Annotated in this window: 21 protein-coding genes; 11 read left to right on the forward strand and 10 right to left on the reverse strand. The window is 59.0% G+C overall.

Annotation, left to right across the window (positions count from 1 at the left end; all coding sequences use genetic code 11):
- The first annotated feature begins 76 nt into the window (after positions 1 to 76).
- Positions 77 to 1141 carry a threonine aldolase family protein gene (locus tag OHL20_RS18415; RefSeq protein ID WP_263384622.1) on the forward strand — a complete coding sequence of 355 codons (1065 nt, stop codon included), beginning with the start codon at positions 77 to 79 and terminating at the stop codon, positions 1139 to 1141.
- A gap of 180 nt (positions 1142 to 1321) precedes the next feature.
- Here OHL20_RS18415 and OHL20_RS18420 read toward each other — a convergent pair whose 3' ends face one another.
- A complete protein-coding gene (locus OHL20_RS18420; RefSeq protein ID WP_263384623.1) occupies positions 1322 to 1735 on the reverse strand; it encodes a DUF4174 domain-containing protein in 414 nt (137 codons plus the stop codon).
- Positions 1736 to 1889: 154 nt separating this feature from the next.
- On the opposite strand from OHL20_RS18420, the gene OHL20_RS18425 reads away from it, so the two are divergent.
- From OHL20_RS18425 to phoU, 7 genes are all read left to right on the forward strand, one after another.
- Positions 1890 to 2612 carry a winged helix-turn-helix domain-containing protein gene (locus OHL20_RS18425; protein WP_263384624.1) on the forward strand — a complete coding sequence of 241 codons (723 nt, stop codon included), beginning with the start codon at positions 1890 to 1892 and terminating at the stop codon, positions 2610 to 2612.
- A 92-nt stretch (positions 2613 to 2704) separates the two neighbouring features.
- Positions 2705 to 4084 (forward strand): sensor histidine kinase, encoded by a 1380-nt coding sequence (locus OHL20_RS18430; protein WP_263384625.1) that lies wholly within the window; start codon positions 2705 to 2707, stop codon positions 4082 to 4084.
- 136 nt (positions 4085 to 4220) lie between these two features.
- Entirely contained in the window at positions 4221 to 5231 is a 1011-nt protein-coding gene (pstS, locus tag OHL20_RS18435; protein WP_263384626.1) for a phosphate ABC transporter substrate-binding protein PstS, read from the forward strand.
- Between the two features lie 149 nt (positions 5232 to 5380).
- On the forward strand, positions 5381 to 6397 hold the full coding sequence (gene pstC, locus OHL20_RS18440) for a phosphate ABC transporter permease subunit PstC (RefSeq protein ID WP_263384627.1): 1017 nt from the start codon (positions 5381 to 5383) through the stop codon (positions 6395 to 6397).
- 42 nt (positions 6398 to 6439) lie between these two features.
- The gene (pstA, locus tag OHL20_RS18445) at positions 6440 to 7294 is read left to right on the forward strand and encodes a phosphate ABC transporter permease PstA (RefSeq protein ID WP_396272583.1); all 855 of its coding nucleotides are present in this window, start codon (positions 6440 to 6442) and stop codon (positions 7292 to 7294) included.
- A complete protein-coding gene (pstB, locus tag OHL20_RS18450) occupies positions 7295 to 8053 on the forward strand; it encodes a phosphate ABC transporter ATP-binding protein PstB (RefSeq protein WP_263384629.1) in 759 nt (252 codons plus the stop codon).
- Positions 8053 to 8718, forward strand: a complete 666-nt coding sequence (gene phoU, locus OHL20_RS18455) for a phosphate signaling complex protein PhoU (RefSeq protein WP_263384630.1) — start codon at positions 8053 to 8055, stop codon at positions 8716 to 8718. The genes pstB and phoU overlap by 1 nt, the downstream gene beginning before the upstream one ends.
- Positions 8719 to 8720: 2 nt before the next feature.
- On the opposite strand, the gene OHL20_RS18460 is transcribed toward phoU, so the two are convergent.
- The 5 genes from OHL20_RS18460 to OHL20_RS18480 form a co-directional block, all read right to left on the reverse strand.
- A complete protein-coding gene (locus tag OHL20_RS18460) occupies positions 8721 to 10115 on the reverse strand; it encodes a hypothetical protein (protein ID WP_263384631.1) in 1395 nt (464 codons plus the stop codon).
- Between the two features lie 34 nt (positions 10116 to 10149).
- Entirely contained in the window at positions 10150 to 10758 is a 609-nt protein-coding gene (locus OHL20_RS18465; RefSeq protein ID WP_263384632.1) for a hypothetical protein, read from the reverse strand.
- Positions 10755 to 11090: a PadR family transcriptional regulator gene (locus OHL20_RS18470; RefSeq protein ID WP_263384633.1), complete on the reverse strand. Its 336-nt coding sequence runs from the start codon at positions 11088 to 11090 to the stop codon at positions 10755 to 10757. The genes OHL20_RS18465 and OHL20_RS18470 overlap by 4 nt, the downstream gene beginning before the upstream one ends.
- Before the next feature lie 204 nt (positions 11091 to 11294).
- Complete coding sequence (locus OHL20_RS18475) at positions 11295 to 13631, reverse strand: outer membrane protein assembly factor BamB family protein (RefSeq protein ID WP_263384634.1); 2337 nt, start codon at positions 13629 to 13631, stop codon at positions 11295 to 11297.
- 59 nt (positions 13632 to 13690) lie between these two features.
- Complete coding sequence (locus OHL20_RS18480) at positions 13691 to 14392, reverse strand: ThuA domain-containing protein (RefSeq protein ID WP_263384635.1); 702 nt, start codon at positions 14390 to 14392, stop codon at positions 13691 to 13693.
- A 400-nt stretch (positions 14393 to 14792) separates the two neighbouring features.
- On the opposite strand from OHL20_RS18480, the gene OHL20_RS18485 reads away from it, so the two are divergent.
- A complete protein-coding gene (locus OHL20_RS18485; RefSeq protein WP_263384636.1) occupies positions 14793 to 16103 on the forward strand; it encodes an MFS transporter in 1311 nt (436 codons plus the stop codon).
- 28 nt (positions 16104 to 16131) lie between these two features.
- On the opposite strand, the gene OHL20_RS18490 is transcribed toward OHL20_RS18485, so the two are convergent.
- Positions 16132 to 16887, reverse strand: coding sequence for an SDR family NAD(P)-dependent oxidoreductase (locus OHL20_RS18490; RefSeq protein ID WP_263384637.1), 756 nt, complete (start codon positions 16885 to 16887; stop codon positions 16132 to 16134).
- A 159-nt stretch (positions 16888 to 17046) separates the two neighbouring features.
- Between OHL20_RS18490 and OHL20_RS18495 the strand changes: the two genes are divergently transcribed.
- Positions 17047 to 18579, forward strand: coding sequence for a protein adenylyltransferase SelO (locus OHL20_RS18495; protein ID WP_263384638.1), 1533 nt, complete (start codon positions 17047 to 17049; stop codon positions 18577 to 18579).
- A gap of 17 nt (positions 18580 to 18596) precedes the next feature.
- Here OHL20_RS18495 and lepB read toward each other — a convergent pair whose 3' ends face one another.
- The 3 genes from lepB to OHL20_RS18510 form a co-directional block, all read right to left on the reverse strand.
- Positions 18597 to 19421 (reverse strand): signal peptidase I, encoded by an 825-nt coding sequence (gene lepB / locus OHL20_RS18500; protein WP_263384639.1) that lies wholly within the window; start codon positions 19419 to 19421, stop codon positions 18597 to 18599.
- Positions 19422 to 19483: 62 nt separating this feature from the next.
- Positions 19484 to 20113, reverse strand: coding sequence for a hypothetical protein (locus OHL20_RS18505; RefSeq protein WP_263384640.1), 630 nt, complete (start codon positions 20111 to 20113; stop codon positions 19484 to 19486).
- Positions 20114 to 20365: 252 nt separating this feature from the next.
- Complete coding sequence (locus OHL20_RS18510; RefSeq protein WP_263384641.1) at positions 20366 to 21838, reverse strand: cytochrome P450; 1473 nt, start codon at positions 21836 to 21838, stop codon at positions 20366 to 20368.
- A 162-nt stretch (positions 21839 to 22000) separates the two neighbouring features.
- On the opposite strand from OHL20_RS18510, the gene OHL20_RS18515 reads away from it, so the two are divergent.
- Positions 22001 to 23590 carry a UbiD family decarboxylase gene (locus OHL20_RS18515; protein WP_263384642.1) on the forward strand — a complete coding sequence of 530 codons (1590 nt, stop codon included), beginning with the start codon at positions 22001 to 22003 and terminating at the stop codon, positions 23588 to 23590.
- The last annotated feature ends 2 nt before the right edge of the window (positions 23591 to 23592 follow it).

Raw genomic sequence — 23592 nt, forward strand, 5'->3', positions numbered from 1 at the left:
TTGGTGGTTCGGCCGAAAACGGTTTATTTGGGGCGAGTCTTAAAGGCAGTTTGTGATGGTGATTCTAGGAGATGCGATGTATCAGGGTAGTGATGGTGTGATGGGAGCGGGTTTTGTGGATTTGCGGAGCGATACGGTAACGAAGCCTACGGCGGCGATGCGGGAGGCGATGGCCTCTGCCGAGGTTGGGGATGATGTGTATGGAGAAGACCCTACGATCAATCGGCTGGAGAAGCGGGCGGCGGAGGTGTTTGGGAAAGAGGCGTCGATCTTTGTGCCGACGGGGACGATGGGCAATCAGATCGCGATCCGGCTGCATACGGAGCATGGGCAGGAGGTGATCTGCGAGGCGCGGGCGCATGTTCTGGACTGGGAGATGGCGATGACGGCGGCGTTCTCGGGGTGCCAGCACCGGGCGGTGACGGCGGAGCGAGGGATTCTGACGTGGGAGCTGATCAAGCCGGCGATCGGCGCGAAGATCTACTATCGGGCGCAGACGGGGCTGATCTGCCTTGAGAACACGCACAATATGGCTGGCGGAACGGTGACGCCGCTCGCGGTGATGGAAGAGGTCTGGGAGGGCGCGAAGGCGGCTGGGCTGCCGGTGCATCTGGATGGTGCGCGGGTGTTCAATGCGGCGACTGCGCTTGGGATGGATGTTGGCGTGATGACGCATGGGTTCGATACGGTGAACTTCTGCCTGTCGAAGGGGTTGGGCGCTCCGGTGGGGTCGATGCTGGTGGGGACGCGCAAGCATATCGAGCGGGCACGGATGTTCCGCAAAGCGCTTGGGGGCGGGATGCGGCAGGCCGGGGTACTGGCGGCGGCTGGGCTGATTGCGCTGGAGGAGATGCCGAAGCGACTTGGCGAGGACCATGCGCATGCGCGGCTGCTGGCGGAGTGTGTGGCGAAGTCCGATAAGGTGGCGATTGATCTGGGTGCGGTGCAGACGAATATCGTGATCTTTGAGCTTAAGGGTGGCGGGGATGCTCCGGGTTTTGTTGCCGGGTTGAAGGCTCAGGGCGTGCTGGCCAGTGCGATTGGGCCTCATGCGGTTCGGTTTGTTACGCACTTTGATGTGGATCGAGAGGCTTGTGAGCGGGCGGCTGGGATTGTATGGGCGGCTTTGGGGGCGCTGTAGGGCAGCGGCGCTCCATGTGGGAATGCAGCAAAGTAGGCGCTTAGGGTCGAGCTTCGCACATTCCCATGTCCCAGGATCGGGACATGGGGCACCCGACCGTTCACGGCTGGACTCACAGCAAAGGCCGACCGCAGGTCCTTCGAACTTCGCTCAGGATGACAGTGTGTGGGGTGGGTCGAATTAGTGCTTTGCCTCTTGCTGGCGCATGGGCATGCTGTCGATGGTGTCGCGGAGCTTGTCGAAGGGGATGGGTCTGGTGGAGCGTAGCTTTTCGCCGCCGTCTTTGCCTACGAGGATGACGACGAAGTCTTTCGGGGCGACTTTGAAGCGGCGGCGGAGTGCTGCCTGCTCGCTGTCTTCTGGGGTGGGATGGCCGGTGACTTCCATGGTGAGGACGAGTTGGCGTTCGTCGGCCTCGGGCTGGTTGATGCGAATGGCGCGTGCCTGCTCGACGGCGCGGGGGTCGTTACCGGAGGGTGTGAAGACGTAGAGGGGACGGTTGGTCATGGGTTCGGAGCTCTGTGCGGTGAGCGAGGGTGCGGCAAAGAAGGCGGCGGCGAGGGCGAGATATAGAGCTTGCTTTGAGCGGGCCATGTCGTTCTATGATGGCAAATATCGAAGATGAATGCTGCGTTACAGGTCTTTTTGCCTCGTAAAGGTGGCAGATTCATCCCCTATTAGTATTTGCAGGCTTGTGGTGCGCTAGGCTGGACACGGTAAGTTTGCAGGATTAATCGAGGTCAACGCTTTGAGTCAAACGATCTTCGTTCTGGAAGATGATGCGGATATCTCCCGCCTGGTGCAGTATCACCTTGAGAGCGCGGGCTATGCGGTGCGCCCATATCTGGCGCCGAGCCAGATTGTTACAGATGCTGAGCGGCAGCCGCCGGCGCTGTTCCTTCTGGACATCATGGTGCCGGGTGGCGATGGCCTGGACCTGTGCCGAAGGCTTCGGCAGAATCCCAGCCTGAGCAGTATTCCGATCATCTTCCTGACGGCGCGAGCAGCGGAAAACGACAGGGTGCATGGGCTTGAGCTTGGCGCGGACGACTATATTACGAAGCCGTTTGCGACGCGGGAGTTGGTGGCGCGGGTGAAGGCTGTATTGCGACGCTTTGAGCGTCCGACCGGACCGTCGCTGATCAAATTCGAGACGATCGAGATCGACGCGAGCGCGATGCAGTTGCGGGTTGGTGGGGAACTGGTGACGACGACGGCTACGGAGTTCCGACTGCTCGATTATCTGGCGCGGCATCCGGGGCGCGTGTTCAGCCGGGACCACCTGCTGGATGCGGTGTGGGGCGATGCGCGCTTTGTTACGCCGCGGTCAGTCGATGTGTATGTGAGGCGGATTCGCGAGAAGATCGAGGCCGATGCTGAGACGCCACGGTATCTGAAGACGATGCGTGGGGCAGGATATCGGTTTGAGATTCCCAAAAGTGCTGCGGCTGTTCAGGAGAGAGGCGCTTGATGCGGACGAGTGCGGCTTGCACCGATTTCAGGAACCAGAACTTTCCAGGAAAGCTTTATTTCTGAACGGTGTTCTGCACGTGGGTGTGTGGCGTGAATCGTAGTTTCTTTCTTGTTTTTGCGAGCAGGTTGACGGCGCTGATGGCGCTGGTTGTGGTGGTCTGCCTGGCTTTGCCACGTGGGGCGTGGTTGCTGTACCTGGTGGTGGTCATCGTCGGAGCATGGGTGGCTTCGTTCTGGATCGCTCACTCGCTGCGGGTGGCAATTCTGCCGTTGCGGCGGGCCGCGGCTGCTGAGGCGACGCACGCTGATCCTGTGAAGCCCACGCTTTTTCGGGATGTAACCGATGTGGCTGAGGCGATGCGAGCGGCGTTGATGCGAGCGGATGTTTCGTTGGCCGATTCCGTGGGGGCTCGGCAGGAGCTGGAGGCGATGCTCGACAGTATGCAGGATGCGGTGGTCGCGGTGGATGCGGGCGGGCGCATTCAGTGGACCAATCAACGCCTGCAGCGATTGGTTCCCGGGGCTTCTTTTTCGAGTTCGATCCGGATTGGGCATGCGCTGGTGCAGACGATTCGCGACCCCGAGGTGCTGGATAGCGTGCGGATTGCGCTGGCGGAGCGGCAAGTGGTGGAGCGGCGATCGACGTCAGTGATCCCAGGCCGGATCTTCGAGGTAAGTGCAGCGCCGATGCCGGGTGGCGGGGCGGTGGCGGTGCTCCATGACATTACGCGGATCGAACAGGTGGAGCGGACGCAGCGGGATTTCGTGGCGAATGTGAGCCATGAACTGCGGACGCCGCTGACGTCGATTACAGGGTACGTAGAGACGTTGCTGGACCACGAAGCGAGTTTGAGCCCGCAGGCGCGGGAGTTTCTGTCGACGATTCTGAAGAATGCGACGCGCATGAATCGGTTGACGGAGGATCTGCTGGTGATGGCACGGGTAGAGGCGGCTGAGGAGAAATTGCATCCGGCACCGATCCCGGCGGACATCCTGGTGCGGGATGCGGTGCAGGGGATGAGCGGACTGGTGCAGGACAATGATGCGGTGCTGGAGATCGGGGAGGTCACTGACACGCAGGTGTTCGCGGATACGGATGCGGTGCTGCAGGTGTTGAGCAACCTGATCGAGAATGCGATCAAGTATGGACGAGCTAAGGGCGCGGCGCACTGTCGGGTGGTGGTTTCGGCGCGGGAGGTTGCGGAGCCGTACGAGGCGGTGGAGTTCAGTGTGCGGGACTTTGGGCAGGGAATTGCGTCAGAGCACCTGAGCCGGATCTTTGAGCGGTTTTACCGGGTGGACAAGGCACGGTCGCGAGAGTCTGGGGGGACCGGGCTTGGCCTGGCGATTGCGCAACATATGGTGCAGGCGCAGGGTGGATGGATTCGGGCGGAGAGCGAGTTGAATGCTGGGAGTAACTTTCTGTTTACGCTGCCAAAGGCGATGTATCCGGTTGGGGTGAAGGCTTAATGCCGGGCGTTCACGTAACTGTAATGTTCGGTTTATCGGCCTATTTATTGCGATGTAACGTTCTCGTAACACGGCTTGGTGAGACTGGAACAGTATGCTTCACTGGCGTGTTGCGACGCGATTTCCCGGAGGACTTATGAAACTGAAGGCGGCCTTAGTTACAGGATTCTTCGCACTGACCGCAGCAGCGGCATGTGCACAGAACATCAACGGAGCGGGAGCGACGTTCCCGAATCCGATCTATTCAAAGTGGTTCAGCGAGTATAACCAGCTTCATACAAATGTGAAGATCAACTACCAGTCGATCGGATCGGGTGGCGGTATTCGCCAGGTGTCCGAGGGTACGGTTGATTTCGGCGCGACCGATGGTCCGATGAGCGATCAGCAGATCAACGACGCCAAGGTCAAGACAATGCACATTCCTACCGTGCTTGGTGCGGTGGTTCCGGTGTACAACCTGCCGGGCGTTGGGCAGGAGTTGAAGTTCTCCTCCGATGTGATTGCGGACATTTACCTCGGCAAGATTACGAAGTGGAACGACGGTCGTATCGCGAAGGATAACGCCGGCGTAAATCTGCCGGACAAGTCGATTCTTCCTGTATACCGTTCGGACGGCAGCGGCACGACGTACATCTTTACCGACTTCCTTTCGAAGGTTAGTTCAGACTGGAACAGCCGTGTGGGTAAGAGCACTTCGGTGAAGTGGCCGGTGGGTATTGGGCAGAAGGGCAACGAAGGCGTGGCTGGGATGGTTCGCCAGTCGCCCTATGCGTTTGGCTATGTCGAGTTGATCTACGCGGCGCAGAACAAGATGCAGTTCGGGTTAGTGAAGAATGCTGCGGGCAAGTTCGTGAAGGCGTCGCCTGAGGGTGTCACGGCGGCCGCTGCGGCCTCGGCGAAGGTGATTCCTGCGGACTATCGTGTGTCGATCACAAATGCTGCGGGTGCGGATTCGTATCCGATTTCGAGCTTTACGTGGTTGCTGATTCCGCTGCACTCGACCGATCCGGCGAAGGGTAAGGCGCTTGCGGACTTCCTGACGTGGATGCTGGATAAGGGCGAGAGCGAGGCTGCGGCGATGACGTATGCTCCGCTGCCGAAGCCGATCCAGGATCGTGTTCGCGCGACGATCAAGCAGGTCAAGTAGGATAGTTTCGACGGCGCGGGTCTTTGATGAGACCCGCGCCAAGCTATTCTTCCTCTTCCGTTCTATCCTTGAAGTGTTGGAACTGCAGGATCAGGAAATTGCCTCCCAGCCGCATGACTCTAGAACGTGAACCCAAGACGTCGACACCTATGCCCATTTCTGTGCCCGTGACAGTTGTTGCTTCCACGGCTCCTGAGAGTTCGGGGCCGCCTTCCGTAGTTCGCGAGTTTTTGCGTGCGCGGGGAAGCGGCAAACTGGCTGATGCGGTGTTCTCTTCAGTGATGCTGGTGTGTGCGCTCAGCATCTTTGCGATCGTTCTGTTTATCGCAAGCATCCTCATTCTGCGCTCCCACCTGAGCCTGGTGCAGTTTGGGTGGAAGTTCTTCTCGCGACAAGCCTGGGACCCGGTGCAGGGAGATTTTGGAGCGCTGCCGTTTATCTTCGGTACGCTGGCGACGTCGTTTCTTGCGCTGCTGATGGCTGTTCCGCTGGCGCTTGGTGTGGCAATCTTCCTGACGGAGCTTTGTCCAAAGGCTCTGCGTGCGCCGATCTCCTTTCTTACGGAGATACTGGCGGCTATACCGAGTGTTGTGTACGGACTCTGGGCTGTGTTTGTGCTGGTGCCATTGATGCGTGATTCGATCGGGCCGGTGCTGTACAAGTATCTCGGTTGGACAGGGTTCTTTGAGGGATCGAACTTTGGCGTGGGGCTGCTGACGGCTAGCATCATCCTTGCGATTATGGTGCTGCCAATTATCTCGTCGCTGACGCGGGACATCATGACGGCTGTACCGAACTCGCAGCGTGAGGCAGTGCTGGCGCTTGGCGCTACGCGGTGGGAGATGATCCGCACGGGCGTGCTGCGTAACTCGCGCATCGGGATTGTGGGCGCGGTGATGTTGGGACTGGGCCGCGCGCTGGGTGAGACGATGGCTGTGACGATGGTGATCGGTAATCACCCTGACATTTCGAAAAGCCTGTTTGCGCCCGGCTACACGCTCGCAAGTGTGATTGCGAATGAGTTCACCGAAGCTACGGGTGATCTGTATATCAGTGCGTTGATCGAAATTGGCCTGGCGTTGTTCCTGGTGACGATTGTGGTGAATGCGATTGCGCGACTGCTGGTGTGGGCTGTGACGCGCAATGCTCCGGCGAGGGTGGCTTAGATGAGCACACAGCCGATGGGACTGGGCGTTCGCGCCAAGCCAATGAAGATGTACGGGGTGTACCGGGCGTCGATGAACTACCTCGTGACCGGGCTTGCGGTTCTGAGCACGATTGTGGTGATTGCACCGCTGGTGGCGATTCTTGTGTACCTCGTCTACAAGGGAGCGAGTTCGCTGAACCTTGCGTTCTTCACGCATATTCCGAGGCCTGTCGGTGAAGATGGCGGCGGCATGGCAAACTCCATTCTCGGGTCGGGTGTGGTGCTTGCGCTGGCCAGTTCACTTGGCGTTCCGGTTGGGATTGCGGCTGGCGTGTACCTCGCGGAGTTTGGCCGGGGCAGGATGCTGGCGAATGCAATTCGCTTTACGGCGGATGTGCTGAACGGCGTGCCTTCGATCGTGATGGGCATTGCGATCTATTCGCTTGTCGTGATGCAGCAGAAACACTTCTCGGCGTTTGCGGGTGGGTTGGCACTGGCGATCATGATGGTGCCGACGATTACGCGGACGACCGAGGAGATGCTCGCCACGGTGCCGTTCGCGGTGCGTGAGGCGGCGCTCGGGCTGGGTGTGCCGAAGTGGCGAACGGTGATCTCGGTAAGTCTGCGAACGGCCTCGCCGGGAATTATTACGGGCTGCATGCTGGCGTTTGCGCGGGTAGCTGGTGAGACGGCTCCGCTGCTCTTTACGGCATTGGGTAATGAGTTCTGGAGCTTCAAACTGAACGAGCCGATTGCGGCGCTGCCGTTGCAGATCTACAAGTACGCGACGTCGCCGTATGACGAATGGCATCGGCTGGCGTGGGCCGGGTCGCTCGTGCTGATCGTACTGATTATGGTTTCGGTAACACTGGTCCGCATCTTCGCTAACCGCGGTGCGTTGAAGGGAAATAGTTAAATGGGCGTTGGCATTGAAGTCGAAAATCTGAACGCCTGGTATGGGACGACGCATACGCTGCAGGACATCAATCTGAAGATTCCGGCGAACCACGCGACGGCGCTGATCGGGCCTTCGGGCTGCGGGAAATCGACGTTTGTGCGGTGCCTGAATCGGATGCACGAGACGAACCCGATTGCACGTGCGACGGGCACGGTGATGATGGGCGACGTGAACATCTACACGAGCGCTTCGCCGGTCGAGATCCGGCGACGGATTGGCATGGTGTTTCAGCGACCGAATCCCTTTCCAACGATGTCGATCTACGACAATGTGGCGAGCGGCTTGAAGCTGAATGGCTTTCGCAATCGCAAGGTGCTGGATGAGACGGTGGAGCGCTCGTTGAAGCAGGCTGCGTTGTGGGAAGAGGTGAAGGATGACTTGAAGAAGAAGTCGGGGGCGAGTCTTTCGGGCGGCCAGCAGCAGCGTATGTGCATTGCGCGCGCACTCGCCGTGGACCCTGAGGTGTTGCTGATGGATGAGCCTGCTTCGGCGCTTGATCCGGTTTCGACCTCGAAGATCGAGGACCTCATCTTTCAGTTGAAGAGCCAATATACGATCGTGATCGTCACACATAACATGCAGCAGGCTGCGCGTGTGGCTGAGAATACAGGCTTCTTCCTGAACGGCAAGATGGTTGAGTTCGATTCGACGCATAAGATCTTTACGAACCCTAAAGACAAGCGCACGGAGGACTACATCACCGGGAGGTTTGGCTGATGGCGCGCATTAAGTTTCAACAGAGTCTTGATGACCTGAAAGAACGCCTTTTGATGATGGCGGGTATGGCGGAGCAGGCGATCCAGCGGTCGATTGAGGCGTACCGGTCGCGGGACCTGAGCATCTGCGAGCTGGTGTTTCGGTCGGAGCCGGCGATCAATCGGCTGGAGCGCGAGATCGACCAGATGGCGCTCGATCTGTTGGCGATGGAGCAGCCGATGGCAATCGATCTGCGCTTCATTCTGTCCGTGATTCGGATCAATGCGGACCTTGAGCGTGTGGGCGATCAGGCTGTGAACATCGCGGTGCGTGTGCGCGAGATGGGTGCGTTCGCGAACATCGATCTGCCGGTTGATATTCCGAAGCTTGCGTCACTGGCTTCGGCTATGGTGCGCAAGGCGCTACAGGCGTTTATAGAGGGCGATGCGGAACTTGCGCAGTCGGTGCTGACGCTCGATGACCAGGTGGATGAGATGAACGATGCGGCGTTTTATGCGCTGAGTTCGCTGATCAAAGAGAAGCCGGAGCTTACGCCGCAGTCGTTGAATGCGCTGATTATTTCGCGCAATCTGGAGCGCGTTGGCGACCATGCAACGAACATAGCCGAAGATGTGATCTTCTGGGTGCGCGGCGCGGATGTGCGGCATAACAGCAGCGTCGTCTAGAGCTATTTTGGCATCAGGATGAAGCGCTCCACGGCTACCTTGCGACCGGCGGTTCGGTGGCTCGGGTCGGGTACGAGGGTTACCGTAATTGTGTCGAAGCGCTTGATACTTCCATGGGCTGGAAGCGGGAATGTCAGGGTCTGCTCGATGGGTGTGGTGTTTGCCTTTTGTTGATCGCTGTGGCCGGTGGACTTAATGCCTAAGTCCTGGGATGGTCTTCCTTTGGTTTGAGTGTCGGCAAGGGAGATACCTACGGCGAGGGCTCCGACGAGCCCGTCATTCTTGAAGACGATTTGTATTTCGCGACAGCATGCAAAGTCGATCGGTTGCGAGAGATGCTGGTGCGCCTGCATCAGGAGCGCTCGCTGATCTGTGGAATGAACGTTGACCTTAAGGGGATCGCCGCGGGTGGTGCGTGAGTTTGGACCGGGTGTGTCTCCGGCAGACTTGAAGTACCAGTATGGTCCGTAGAAGGGAATGATCCACGTCTTTGCTGTGCCTGAGGGTGTGCTGATCTGGAGTGGAGGCGCAGGAATTTCTTTCTGCTGTTTCTCGAGCGGCCAGAGAACGATCGTCTGGTAGCCGCTGGAGGAACGGTCCGGTGGCGCTTTCTGTTGACTCGGAGGAGGGTTTGACAGGACGCGATCCCAGCCAGGGAAAGGAAAGCGGATGCCGTGCGGGGAGAGCGAAAGCGCGATGAACGTTGAGCAGAAGGCTGCTGTGATCAGGATATAGGGGTACGACACTCGCTTGGATTTTCGCACAGTTTCAGGGGGAACTGCAGTGACCTGTAGGCAGAGGAGAAAGGTTCCTGCTGCGAGAAGGAGGGTCTCGAATACGTTTCTTCCAGTGGCGCCCATGAGGATTGTGCCGTAGAGGCAGAGTGAGAGCCAGAAGGGGACCCATGACGTAGGAGTGAGGCGAACTTCTGTGGAGAAGAGGGCGCTGTCAAGAGGCTGAGGGAACCACGAGGTGCCGAGGGCGTCGTGCGGCACAGCCTGTGTACGGCGGCGCAGGTAGATTGCCATGAGGGTTGCGGAGATCACAGCGACGAGTAGCGCCAGGGGAGACTGACGTTGGAGGAAGAGGACCATGGCGGGCAGGAAGATCCAGCCACGTAGCCCGCTTTGTGAAAGACCGCGAAGTTGGGTTCGTGAGGTGCGGGGCAGCGTGATCCACGTTCCCAATGCGCCGACGCAGCAGGCAAGTGCCAAGTAGACGACGGCAACGAGCAGGCGGGCTGTCAGGGAAAGCTTGTGAGGTTCGGGAGCGTTGCAGACGAGATAGCAGAAGGCGAAGGCAAGATTCAAACCGGTGGCGAAGGCGAGCCAACCACGTAGATCCAGCTTGGTGGTCGCTTGCTCCGCCGATACGACCTGGTACCTGGTAAAGCCCATGTACTGCACCATGCGTTGCGACGAGCGATTGGAGTCAGGCAGCGGGAGAAGCGTGATGTAGCTGCCGCGCGGGCTGAAGTGCGCATATTAGGGCGGAGAACAGACTCAGTGCCAGTGACAGACTTTGATACGAGAGGCGATCGTCGACCGGCTGCTGGGTTGCCAGGTGAAGAGCAATCGTCGACAGGAGGAGTGCGTTGAGACTGATGGACAGGCTTGCGACGAGCCTCAACGCGGGAGGCCTGTTTGTGCGTGATGCGAGATAGAGAAAGAGGCCGAACCAAACGAAGAGGATCGCGGGAAGGAGAATAGCGACTGCGTGGAAGCCGGTGGAGTAGGGCCAATCGTGTGTGGCCAGGCGTCGCGTTGCGGCTTGTGTCAGCGGCCCTCGCATGATGGAGGGCCATCCTGCGGAATAGACGAAGCTCCAGGCGACTGAGAAACCGAGGGGCAGAAGGTATGCCCGGAACCTGATGGAGACGGAGGTGGCGATTGCGGAGAGGACCTGCCGCCAGTACCAGCCTTTCGAGCGGCCGGATTGGAGTTCCTCGAACAGGTCGCCTGCGAGGGACTCGTTTGGAGAGCCGAGGGTGAGGTGCTGCAGGAGCCAATTCGCCAGAGCGATTGTTCGTGGAGATTTCATGAGAGGCCTTCGCTGAGAGGCGGGAGAGATTTCCAGAGTGTGCTGAGAACCTTGCGCGTCTCGTGAACGGTGCGTAGACCCTGATCGGTGACGCGGAAGTAGCGCTTGGCCCGACCACCTCGCTCCGGGGTGGACTCTCCGAGGTGGGAGGCGACGAAGCCCTTTGTTTCGAGACGGTCCAACGCTGCATAGACGCTGCCGACGGCGATCTCCCGACCGCGCTGAAGAGCTAACTCTCGCGACAACGGTACGCCATATGCATCGGCTCCGAGGCGAATGATCGTGAGGAGAAGGATCATCTCGAACTCACCCAGGTAGTTGTGCTCACCCATTTCTTCACTATAAATGAAGAAATAGAATTGCGGCGCAATTTTTACTCACAGGAAGTCCTACTTACTTGAGTAGATGTGCCAGACGTGGCTACAGTCCTATCGACAGACGCGGCGGACTTATGTCGGGAGTGCTCACTGTCTCACAGGAAGTCCGGGCGAGAAGTGTGCGGAAGGAGGAACAGCTTTGAGCAGAGATGATGAGAGTTACTTATGGGGGGACGCGAGCTGCGGAGAATCTTTAGGAAATGACTTGGCTAAATAATCGGCGATCAGGTCGGCCTCATCGTCTGTTGCTACGGCTCCTCTTCCCAGCATGACCTGAACCATGTCGTACCAGCCCTGATCGTCGAGGCGCTGTGCTGCGAGGACGGCGGCCGCGTGACACCGGGTGCACACCTTGATCGTGACGTCACGGCCAGTCCCGAGCGGCAGAATCGCGAGGCCTGTCGTAAAGCGGTTGTTCGGCATGTTTGCCGCCGCCGGTGTCGTTGGAACAGGCAATGAGTTCACGGCAGACTGTTTAGAAGAGAGCGCTTGTTCCGAGGAAGCGGCTGTCTGTCCGGCCCGTCGCAGTGTATAGACAACCAGTGAGTCGCTCAACAAGGGTGCACCAACAAGTCCGCCGCCTGTAGCAACCACCGCTACATATTGTCTACCGGTCGCATCCGCGTAGGTGATTGGGGTAGATTCCGCAGCGGCCGGAAGTTTGACGGTCCAGATCTCTTTTCCGCTTGCAGCGGCGAAGGCCCTGAAGCGCGCATCATCCGTGGCACCTATGAAGACAAGGCCGCTCGCAGTAGCGATAGCGCCTCCGAGACCAGGGCGACCCGTGTTTTGTTTTCCTTCAGGAAGAGTGTCAGTCACGCCCAACGTCGAACGCCACGCGATCTTGCCGGTATTGACGTTGACTGCAACCAACTGGCCCCAGGGTGTTGGTGTGCAGGGCAGATGATTGCTCGGATCCCAAAAACGCGTCAAGCCTGCGAGTGGACCGGCGTTGATATAGCTTCCATCATCGTTGCGGACGATGCGCATCGGTTGACCCAGATTATTTACATTGGCAATGAACAAGCCAAGCTTCGGATTGAAGGCTCCACCGTAGTAGTTAACGCCGCCCTGCGTACCGGGCATCGGTACGGTGTAGCGATCGAGTTGCGGCGGAGTGTAGGGAACCTCGCCAAGCACCATCTGATTGTCGTCTACATACTTCTCACACCACGCTTGATGTTCGGGCGTGTCTTTGTAGAGGTTCGTGCGGGTCAGCGTGTTTTGGGACAACGGCTCAGGAAGAACAGGGAAGGGTTGCGTGGGCGATGTCTGTTCGCCCGGTACGTTGCTTTTAGGTACGGGGCGTTCTTCGACTCCATAGATCGGCTTACCGGTGACGCGATCGAGAATGAACATCAGACCGTTCTTGTTGACGGTCGCTACAGCAGGAATGATCTTGCCGTCGTGCTTCACATCGAAGAGGGTTGGAGGCGATTGCGTATCCATATCCCAGATGTCGTGATGAACCACCTGGAAGTACCATCGCAGCTTGCCGGTGGAAGCGTCGACTGCAACGAGGGAGGAGCCGAAGAGATTGTTACCGGGACGATCTACGCCGACGCGATCATTATTCGGCGCTCCAAGGGGCATGTACAAGATGCCCCGGGCAGGGTCGAGCGTCATGAGTCCCCATACGTTGACGCCGGATCGATTCTTCCAACTATCACCGGCCCAGGTTTCGTGCCCCTCTTCGCCGGGGCGAGGCACAGAGTGAAAGGTCCATACCAGTTTGCCGGTACGAGCGTTCCACGCGCGCGTGTCGCCCGACGGACCGAGACCTCCGCCAAGACCGCCTGGACCTTCGCCCGGTCCAGCACCGGTGATGACTAAATCTTTATAGATGACGGGCGGAGAAGGAAGAATGTAACTATGATCCATCCCGGTCGTCATCACCTCCGCCGTCTTGAGGTTGACTACGCCGTTGTCGCCGAAATCAGCGTTGAGACGTCCTGTCATTGCGCTGATCGAGAACATCCTTCCGTTGCGTGTCCCGAAGATCAATGCGGGTGCGGCCGTTGCATCTCCCGGCCAATAGGCTGTTCCACGAAGGGAAGCATTGTCTCCATCTGGAATCTCGAAGACCCACTTCTCCTTGCCATCGGACGAGTCCAGTGCAACGACGCGGCTATAGGGTGTGACCACATACATCGTCTGCCCGATCACAAGAGGCTGATCTTCCGACTCGTGAAAACTAACGCGCTTCGCTGGACCAGCGGTGGAAGCGGCGTCAAGCTTCGACGCGGGTTTCATGTGATAGGTCCACGCTACCGTCAACTCTCCGACGTTCTCCGGGGTGATCTGCGTCAACGGAGAGTAGCGCTCGCCTCCGGGATCGCGACCGACCATAGGCCAGTCTCCCATAGCCGTAGCTGTTGCAGGCCCTGAGGGCACGTGGTGCTGAGCGGCATGGCCCGGTCGCAGCAAAGGCAACAACAAGAGCAAACAGGTCAGGCCGGTCAGCCATCCCCAACTTAGTCCCGGACGCTTCTTCATCCTTGCTCCTCATCACCCTAATGAACTCTTGCTAGAAATGAACGAACCGCCCCCAACGCCTAATGTGGTTTGACTGGGGGCTTGTAGTCGACGAGTTCGTCCACCTGCCTGTGGCCAGCCCAGGCCATGCCGCGAAGCAGCATATCTTCAATCTGGGGATTCGCGTAGTTTGCATAGATGTGCCCTTGCATCCACACAAATGCCCTGGCAGGCTGGCCGCCCGGAAGAGTGTGCTCATAGGTCCAGATCTGTGGCACGACCTCGCCTTTGTGGGTGCCGGCGCTCTTGGTTCCTGCAATGGTTGCCGTTGCCAGGGGGTGTATGGCTGGACTCTGCGCCCAGGTCATGTTGAAGAAAGCCTCATCAACAATGGTCAGGTCCGTCATACCGCGCATGATCGGGTTTGCCTTGTCGACGATGGTGTAGGGGACATCGGCGTCGAGGGTATAGTTCACCTCACCGTGCTTCTTTGCGCCCCCGACAAGTGATGCGAAGTACGCGGGATCGGGCCCACATAACGAGTCGTGAAGGCTGATCAGACCACCCCCTCGTTCGATGAACGCCGTGAGAGCGTCCTGCTCGGTATCAGTCATAAATCCGGCATCGCCCTTGTACATCACCAGCACGTCCGTATGTTCCAGTTCGGAGGCAGTTGGGGCGTGCAACGAGCCATCAACCACGGCTCCATGCTGGGTCAGAATCTTGCTCCAATCGGCAAGGAACTGAGGATAGTCGTGTTGACCGGCCAAGTGTGATTTCAAACCGGCTCGGATGTAGATGTGCATGCCATGAGGGTTTTGCCCAGGCGGCAGAGGCGCTGCTTGCTGAGTCTTCGCACTCTCCTGCGGCACAGAGGCCGCCTGCAGTCCTGAAAGAATTGGGGAAGATAGCATGATCGCGCTAGTAAGGGTACCCGACAACAGGAGGGATGTGACTCTTCTCATAGGTACTTTCTCGAACCACTTTCTATCGACGAAGATTCAGTGCAGACACTCTGAGCCTGGACCGCGTTTTCTTGCCTGTTGCCATTACTCATACATCGCTATAGTGTTCTCACATCCTGCGGCAGCATCGTTTGGCGTACGCTGAGCAGCTTACCTCTTTCACCTATGCATGGTATAGGTCACGCTATCTGAACCGTGTTCGTCGGAGCTAAGTGCATTGGATCAAAGCGAAAACAAGTACCCATCAAAGCCAAGCCGTGTGCGCTACAACGTGGTTGCGTTAGCGATCGCGCTTGCGGTTCTCTCGTATGTGCAACGGGTTGCGCTGTCGCAGGCCGCAGGTCCCATTTCGCGCGATCTGCATCTTAGCAAAGCTCAGATGGGGCTGGCATTCGGCGCCTTCGGGCTGTCGTATGCCTTGTTCGAACTTCCCATGGGATTGCTTGGCGACCGCTTTGGTGTGCGGCGCGTTTTGCTGCAGATTGTTCTGGCCTGGTCGGCATTTACGGCACTCACCGGGGTGGCGTGGAACGCTGGCTCTCTCGTATTAATTCGGTTCTGTTTCGGTGCCGGAGAGGCAGGCTGTTTTCCAAACCTCACGCGCATGCTGAGTGTGTGGCTGCCCAAGCGCGAACGATTCTTCGCCCAATCTCTCATGTGGGCCTGCACGCGATGGGGTGGTGCCGCAACACCGCCGCTGGTGCTGGCAAGCATCTCACTTTTTGGCTGGAGATGGGCCTTCGCACTCTTCGCGTTATTAGGCATTGTCTGGTGTGGCGTGTTCTTCTTCTGGTTCAAAGATGATCCGGCCGCTCACAAAGGCGTAGATGCGGGCGAACTGGAGCTGCTCGAAAGCTCCCGGGTCCTGACGACGCACCAACGTGGTCACGGTAAGACATGGTTGTCGATCTTAGTGACGCCACAAGTCTTCTTCCTGGTTCTCCAGTACTTCTGTTTCTCGTTTGTCTGGTACTTCTACATCACCTGGCTGCCAACCTACTTGCGCGAGGGGCGAGGACAATCCGCAGGTCACGCGGCTGCTCTCTCGGTGCTACCGCTTCTCTTCGGAGGCTTTGGTTCGCTGATCAGCGGGCTTGCGTCGGTCCATGTACCGCGTCGCGCCCTAGCGTTCGGCGGCTTTCTCTCGACCGCGATTCTTCTATTTCTCTTCACGCGCGTTCATGCTGTTCTACCAGCGATGCTCTGCATGGCGACGGCTAGTTTCTGCAGTGACCTCACCATGCCTATTTCGTGGAATGCCTGTGTCGAGATCGGTGGTCCGTTCACCGCCACCGTCGCAGCGACCATGAATATGTTCGGCAATCTCGCTGGCTTTGTCGCGCCGGTGATCGGCGGGTTGATTCTTCAGCGCACAGGCGGCAGCTGGAACCTCCTGATCTACCTTATGGTCGGCGCGGCGACCGTCTCAGCGCTATGCTGGCTCTATCTCGATCCGGAAAATGCCGATCGCCAACCTGCGGTCCTGTTGAACAGCAGAGGCCCACTTGTTCAGGATGCCGCTCTGTAATCGCGACCGCAGGTGTCAGGCTTGGTCCTTACTTGGCCGTCCAACCACCATCAATCACGATATCGGTTCCTGTAATGAAGCCTGCAAGCTCGGAGCAGAGATAGCAGGCGAGACCGCCGATCTCTTCGACCTTGCCCCAGCGTCCTATCGGCAGGCTCGCAAGAAACTGCGCGTTCAACTCCGGATTGTTCATGACGGCAGCATTCATCTCCGTTCCAAATGGACCCGGGCTGATCCCGTTGACGGTAACTCCTTCACCCGCAAGCTCCAGTGCCAGTGACCGTGTTAGCCCGAGAAGCGATGCCTTTGCCGAGGAGTAAGCCGTACGCCCGGGGAGGGAGACGTGGCTCATGATGGACGTCATGTTGATGATGCGACCATAGCCCGAGCCTGTCATTCCAGGTACAAATGCGCGGCACATCAGAAAGGTAGAGATGAGGCTCGAGTCGATGACGCTGCGGAACTCATCGAGGGTGAAGTCTACGAGCGATTTACGAATGTTGGAGCCCGCGTTATTAATCAGAATCTGGGGTGCCCCGAATGACCGCGCGATAGCCTGAGCGACCTTGGAGACATCATCCTCTACGGTCACATCACCGACAAAGTACTCCGCTGTGCCGCCACGCTCCCTGATCGCCTGCCGGGCCGACTCAAGCCGTTCCACATCGCGTGCCACAAGCGCAATCTGTGCTCCGGCATCCGCGAGAGCTAAGGCCATCGCGAGACCAAGGCCGCGGCTGCCGCCCGTAACGACCGCTGTTTTGCCCTTCAGATCAATCTGCATTTCATATTCCCTCGTCGAGTCCTGGATACGCGGGCTGATGCGATTCCGCGGTGCGATAACTGTACAGCCTTGGAGCTGGCGACCTGGCGACCCAACGCCCGTATCTTCGCTGACGACGTCACAGCCTGCTCTGTAGACCTGATTACGTAGAATAAAGGCATGAGTTCAGCAGATGTCTTCGCACTTGTGTCGCCGGTAAACACTGAGGTTGTTACCAGTCCCGTTCGCTTTAATTTTCAGAATACGTACGTGCGGTTGCCGGAACGCTTCTACTCTCGTGTGAACCCAACACCCGTAGCAGCTCCCGGTCTGGTCAAGGTAAATGAGGATCTGGCACGAAGCCTCGGACTGGATCCAACCGAACTGTCTAGTCCGGAGGGCGTGGCAATCCTTGCTGGCAGCCGTGTGGCTGACGGGTCTGAGCCCCTGGCCATTGCTTATGCCGGACATCAGTTCGGGCATTTTGTGGCCCAACTTGGGGATGGTCGCGCAAATCTTCTCGGAGAGGTGATGGGGCTTGATGGAGTGCGTTACGACCTCCAGCTCAAGGGTTCGGGTCCGACACCCTTCTCGCGCAATGGGGATGGCAGAGCCTCTCTCGGCTCGGTCCTGCGGGAATACATCGTGAGTGAGGCAATGGCGGCACTCGGCGTTCCCACCACGCGGGCGCTGGCCGCCGTGACCACGGGCGAATCCATTTATCGCGAAACGATGTTGCCCGGAGCGGTGCTTACCCGGGTGGCCGCAAGCCATCTACGCGTTGGAACCTTTCAGTATTTTGCCGCGCGGAACGATACGCAGGGGGTCCGCATTCTGGCGGACTATGCGATTGCGCGGCACTATCCTGAGGCCGCAAGTGCGAAGCGGCCGTACCTGGCGCTTCTCGAGGGCGTCATCTCTCGGCATGCCCAGCTTGTCGCCCAGTGGGTGCTCCTCGGCTTCGTCCATGGCGTGATGAACACCGATAACACCTCGATTTCGGGGGAGACGATCGACTACGGTCCCTGCGCGTTCATGGAGGCGTTTGACCCGGACATGGTGTTCAGCTCGATCGACCGCCAGGGACGCTACGCGTACAGCAACCAGCCCCGAGCGGCACTCTGGAATCTGACGCGCCTCGCTGAAACGTTGCTGCCCATTTTGGATGAGAATCCGGATACCTCGCTGGCCTCTGCAAAGGAGGCGCTCAGCACCTTCGATCCGCAGTTTGAGATGGCGCGTCTTGCGGGGCTGCGTCGCAAACTTGGCCTTGTTACAGAACGCGAGGGAGACCTGCCGCTGGCAGAGCAGTTGCTGGCGAGCATGGCCGCCAACGATGCTGACTTCACCTTAACCTTCCGCAGGCTCTCTGATGTTGCAGGTGGATCTGCGGACGATACTGTCCGGACGCTCTTCGCTGATCCTCGCGCGTACGACTCATGGGCTGCAGCATGGCGGAGTCGTCTGGCTGAGGAACCAATCTCGGCACAGGAGCGCGCTGCCATCATGAGGAGGGCGAATCCCGCCTTCATTCCGCGCAATCATCGCGTCGAAGCTGTCATCGAGGCCGCTGTTGAGCGTCAGGATTTTCAACCGTTCGAAGAGATGCTGGACGTTGTCTCACATCCCTACGAAGACCGACCAGAGCTGGAACGCTACACCACACCGGCCCGACCGGAAGAGTGCGTTCGCCAAACCTTCTGCGGAACCTAAGCTTCCGGCAGAAGCGGTTAGCGGACGACCTTCATCGTGCGATTCCAGCGCGTCTGGTCAAAGATGTGGATCAGTTCATGGAAGGTGAAGGTCACGCGGTCGGCGATGCTGGTCTTGTTCATCTGGTCGGCCGGAGTTTTGAAGGACCAGTAGAGGAAGAGCGGTCGGCCGAGAATGTTTTCGCGTGGGACGAAGCCCCAGTAGCGGCCGTCGAGGGAGGCGGTCCGGTTGTCGCCCATGGCGAAGACCTTGCCCGGGGGAACGACGAGGTCATCGCCCTGAATGTGGCTTGGCTCTTCGACGGACCAGCTTTCCGTGGCACCGACATCCGTACTCGGCGCAATGGAGGGGAAGTCGTCGCGGTAGGGGTTATAGGCGTGATAGGGGTCGCCGTCGTTCGAGGGCTTGCCCGCCTGCGGCTCATCTTGAGCTACTCCGTTGAGGTAGACGATGCCGTTGCGCAGGTGAATGCGATCGCCCGGAATGCCGATGGCGCGTTTGACGAGGATCAGGTCAGGCGTTTCGGGATTGGGCTTTAAGAAGACGATCACGTCGCCGCGGTGAATCTCGCGGTAGGGCATGAAGAAGGCCCATTTCGTGGGCGGCGCGAGCATGATGCGATCGACAAGAGGGTGATCGCCGATCAGGAGCGTCTTCTCCATGGAGGCGGAGGGAATGTCGAAGTTCTGGAAGATGAACGCCGTGAGAAAGAGGTAAACGACCAACATGTTGCAGATGGAGGCGAAGCCTTCGAGGGGCGTTTCTACCTGCTCCTGCGCTACGACCTTTGCAGGCTGTGTGTCGGGAGTGTCAGTTGCGATCTGCACAGCTTTCGTCGACATGCGGTCTCCGTTGGTATGGAGTTAGTGTACCGCGTTGCGCGTGTGGTGAGACTCTGTCGTACCTAACGAAGGCTTTGGGAGTGGAGCATCGTGATCTTCGTGATGTCACCCTGTGGGCGAATGGTGATGACCTTCTTTTCGCTGCTGCTCTCTCCAACGGTTATCACGGTGCTGCTGCCGCGCTCAGTGACGGTAGCCTGATCGCCCAGTTTGTCTTTGTAGAAGGCAATGACCTTGTCTGGCGCGTCCGGAGTGTTGTAGGTGGCGGTGACGAGAGAACCGCCTGGCGTCTTCATCTTCATGGAGCCGGTGGAGCGCTCGGAGTTGGGATACTCGGGAATGGCGAGGTCTGCCTGCGTGACCGAGGAGGCGTCTCCGGTGGAGAAGGTGCCTGCGGGCGTCGAGAAGCTGACGTCGCCGTTGGCATTCTTGTGGACCGCCTTCGAGAGCTTGTACGCTCCGAAGCCGATGACCGCAGCGGCAAGGATTCCGAAGAGCGCCAGAATGCCGACGACGATAAGGATGACCTTAAGGGCGGTGTTATTGGACCTCGGCGGATAGCCGGGCTGCGGATAACCGGGTTGAGCGTAGACGTTCGACGGAGCAGGTGGGTAAGCTCCTGCGGGCTGCTGGACGGGAGGGACGATGACCTGCTCGTAGTTTGGTGGTGGAGGTGTTGGCGGGTTGGTCATGAAGGTCTCCTGCGGGGCATTGTGCAAGCGTCTTTCACGGTATGACCGAACGCTCGGAAACACAAGGAGGATTTCGGTGATGGTCCGAGGTCTGGCGGCCTTCCCAGGACTTTTCGAGTGGTACCCCTCCCCCCGTACCTGAAGTACGAAAGTCTTCAAAACAGGGGGCTTAGGTGCGCACGCCGGTACGGTCCTGGTACCCCTGCGCGCAGCCAGTTGGACGCATCTGGGGCCTGCTGAGAGGTTGAAATGTCAAATTGTTCCGGATAGATTGCGGGGTTCCAGGGTCATCATGACGGGGTTTTTGGGACGCAGGGTGATCTTGGGTTGAAGTTCGATGGGGTAGGTCGGGACGAACCGGGGACGCCAGCGCTGGGCTAGTGTGGCGAGGGAGAGGGTGCCTTCCATCCATGCAAACGCTTCACCAATGCACTGGCGGCTGCCTCCACCGAAAGGGAAGTAGGTGTACTTGGCACGGGCTGCCTTGGCTTCGGGGGTGAAGCGGTCGGGGTCGAAAGTGAGCGGGTCGGGGAAGTATTCGGATGAGCGGCCCATCATGTACTGGCTGAAGAAGACGTGGGCTCCCGGCGGGATGGTGTAGGGGCCAAGCTGAATAGCCTTTGTGGACATGCGTCCCATGGCCCACGCGGGCGGGTAGAGGCGCATGGACTCGGCGAAGACCTGTTCGGTGTAGCGGAGATTGGGGTAGTCCGCGAGCGTGGCCAGTTTGCCTTCGAGGACAGCGTCGACCTCGGCATGCATACGGGCTTCGACGTCGGGATGCTGCGAGAGCAGATACCAGGTCCAGGTGAGGGCGTTCGCCACGGTCTCATAACCCGCTAGAAAGATCGTGAGGACTTCGTCGCGGATCTGCGCGGGGGACATGCCGGTGTACTGACCCTGCGCATCGGCCTGCTCGTCGACGGAGGTGAGGAGCATGTGCAGGAGATCTCCCTTTTCTATATATTCGCCCGGAGCACCGGCGGCCATCTCCGCGCGGCGGGTGGCGACGAGGCGGTCGACGACAGCGTCGAGGCGACCCTTGGAACGGCGGAACTTCATGATGCCAGGGATCGGCAGCTTCATGAAGAGTTCGATCTGGGGGAAGGCGATGAGGAAGTTGTAGAGGCCCATCACCGTGTTTACTTCGTCGTTGATGCGGCGAATGTCGGCGTCGACCTCGGTGTCGAAGAGGGTGCGGGCGACGATTTCGAGGGAGAGTTCCATGCTCGCCGCGGCAATGTCGATGGTCTCACCAGCCCGCCACGTTGTGGATTGGTGGGCGGCGATGGCGACGATCTGGTCGGCGTAGGCGGCGATGCGCTGGCGGTGGAAGGCCGGGGCGGCGATGCGGCGCTGACGGATGTGGATGGGATTGTCGGAGGTGATGAGACCTTCGCCGAGTAGGACCTTCATGCGCTTGACGGTGCGCTCTTTGACGAAGTGGGCGGCCTGGGTGACGAGCACTTCCTTGATGTAGTCGGGATCGTTGATGAAGACGATAGGCGTGCCGAGGAACTTGTAGTGGGATATGTTGCCATAAGTCTTGTGAAGGTAATCGAAGAGGCGGATGGGATCGCCGAGCTTGACCCATGGTTTGAAGGCGTAGAAGGGCAGGGAGTGCTTCAGGCCGGGGGGCAGGTTGTAGCGGCGCTTGCCTGCGGGGGCAACGGGCGTTTCGGCCGGCTCGGGCGGGGTTTCGAGGGTCGGCGGAGGGGTGGTCATGTGTATAGGATGCCCTTGCCGCGAATCCGATGGGACTGTGACTTTTCGGGGACTCACTGGGGTGGACAAATCGGGCCTGGATTTGGGCCGGGTCCATGGCGGACGGCTGCCACGGATTACCATGGAGATTCGGTCCGCAGCAGGTGGCGGCAGGGGTGGAACTTGGCTTACAGCGATCTACGGGAATTTATCAAGCAACTCGACAAGGCTGGCGAACTGAAGCGGATTACGGTGGAGGTCGATCCGATTCTTGAGATGGCAGAGATTGCCGACCGGGTGTCGAAGCTGGGTAAGGGGACGGCAAAGGCGGGTGGACCGGCGCTGCTGTTCGAGAACGTGAAGGGCTATCCGAAGGCGCGGGTGCTGATGAATCAGTTCGGGTCCGAGGCGCGCATGAAGCTTGCACTCGACGTGACCTCGCTCGACGGCATTGCGGACCGAATCCGTACGCTGCTGCATCCGGTGATGCCGACAAGCATGATGGACAAGCTGAAGATGCTGCCGATGCTGGCCGAGGTCGGGAGCTTCTTTCCAAAAGTGATTGCGGCGCGCGATGCCGCCTGTAAACAGGTCATCCACAAGGGTGAGGATGTGAACCTGCTGGAGCTGCCGATTCTTAAGACCTGGCCGCAGGATGGCGGGCGCTTCATCACGCTGCCCTGTGTCATTACGCGTGATCCGAAGTCGGGCAAGCGGAACGTGGGCATGTACAGGATGCAGGTCTACGATGGCAAGACGACGGGCATGCACTGGCAGCGCCAGAAGGTAGCGGCTGAACATATGCGGGATCGTCTGCGCGAGGCTATGCCGGACCTGGCGAGCCGGGTTGACCTGATGGCGATGACGGCGGGTGGGACTGCGGCGGCAACGTCAATCGACGGTATGGATGCGCAGGTGATGACGAAGCTGCGTGGCGACCGGATGGAGGTCGCTGTGGCGATCGGGACAGATCCGGCGATTACGTTTTCGGCGATCGTGCCTGCGCCACCTGAGGTCGAGGAGTATCTGATCGCTGGTTTTCTTCGCCAGAAGCCGGTAGAGCTGGTGAAAGCGGAGACCGTCGATCTGGAGGTTCCGGCACATGCGGAGTACATCCTTGAGGGCTACGTGCAGCTGGGCGAACTGCGGACGGAGGGGCCGTTCGGGGATCACACCGGCTTCTACACGATGCAGGATGAGTACCCGGTCTTTCACCTGACGGCGATCACGCATCGCAAGGACCCAATCTACGCCGCGACCGTAGTAGGCAAGCCGCCGATGGAGGATGCGTGGATGGGCAAGGCGGTCGAGCGGATCTTTCTGCCGCTAATGCAGTTGACGCTGCCGGAGATTGTGGATGTGAATCTACCGGCGGAGGGCGTCTTCCATAACCTGATGATCGTCTCTATCCGTAAGAGCTATGCGGGCCACGCCCGGAAGGTGATGAGCGGTATCTGGGCTATGGGGCAGGCAATGTTTACGAAGTGCGTGATCGTGGTCGATGAGGATTGCGACGTGCAGGACGTGGCCGAGGTGACGCTGCGGGTGGCGAACAACATCGATCCGGAGCGGGATATCCAGTTCACGCTGGGTCCAGTCGATTCGCTCGACCATGCGAGCCGGTTGCCAAATTTTGGAAGCAAGATGGGGATCGATGCGACGCGGAAGTGGGCGGCGGAGGGCTTCACGCGTCAGTGGCCTCCGATGCTCGTGATGGATACGTCCGTCGTGGCAAAGGTCGATGCAATCTGGAAGAAACTCGGGATCGAGTAAGG

Origin of the sequence: Granulicella arctica, from assembly GCF_025685605.1 — a bacterium.
Lineage (GTDB): Bacteria > Acidobacteriota > Terriglobia > Terriglobales > Acidobacteriaceae > Edaphobacter > Edaphobacter arcticus.